The organism is Chryseobacterium sp. SIMBA_029 (assembly GCF_046535275.1).
GTDB lineage: Bacteria > Bacteroidota > Bacteroidia > Flavobacteriales > Weeksellaceae > Chryseobacterium.
The window spans coordinates 1-270 of record NZ_JAWRXA010000343.1; the positions used below are offsets into that span (position 1 = coordinate 1).

A 270-nucleotide genomic window follows, 5' to 3' on the forward strand; every position below is an offset into this window, starting at 1 on the left:
GCTTAAAATTCACTAAATTTGTATGTCAAAAATTGAAATGAATACAAATCAGAATAAAGCAGTAGAATTTGAAGATTTAGGAATCAAAGAATATCAACCCGCCTGGGATTATCAGGAGCAACTGATGAAAGCTATTATTGATACCAAAATAAAAAACAGAGATCTTCCTGAAGAGCAACACATTACAACATCTAACCATCTCCTTTTAGTAGAACACCCACACGTTTATACATTGGGAAAAAGCGGACATGAGGAAAATATGCTTGCCGG

1 pseudogene is annotated in these 270 nt (G+C 34.4%); it reads left to right on the forward strand.

Going from position 1 to position 270, the window contains the following annotated elements:
* Positions 1 to 37 precede the first annotated feature (37 nt).
* Positions 38 to 270, forward strand: a pseudogene (locus tag SB679_RS24395) (lipoyl(octanoyl) transferase); the annotation flags it as partial.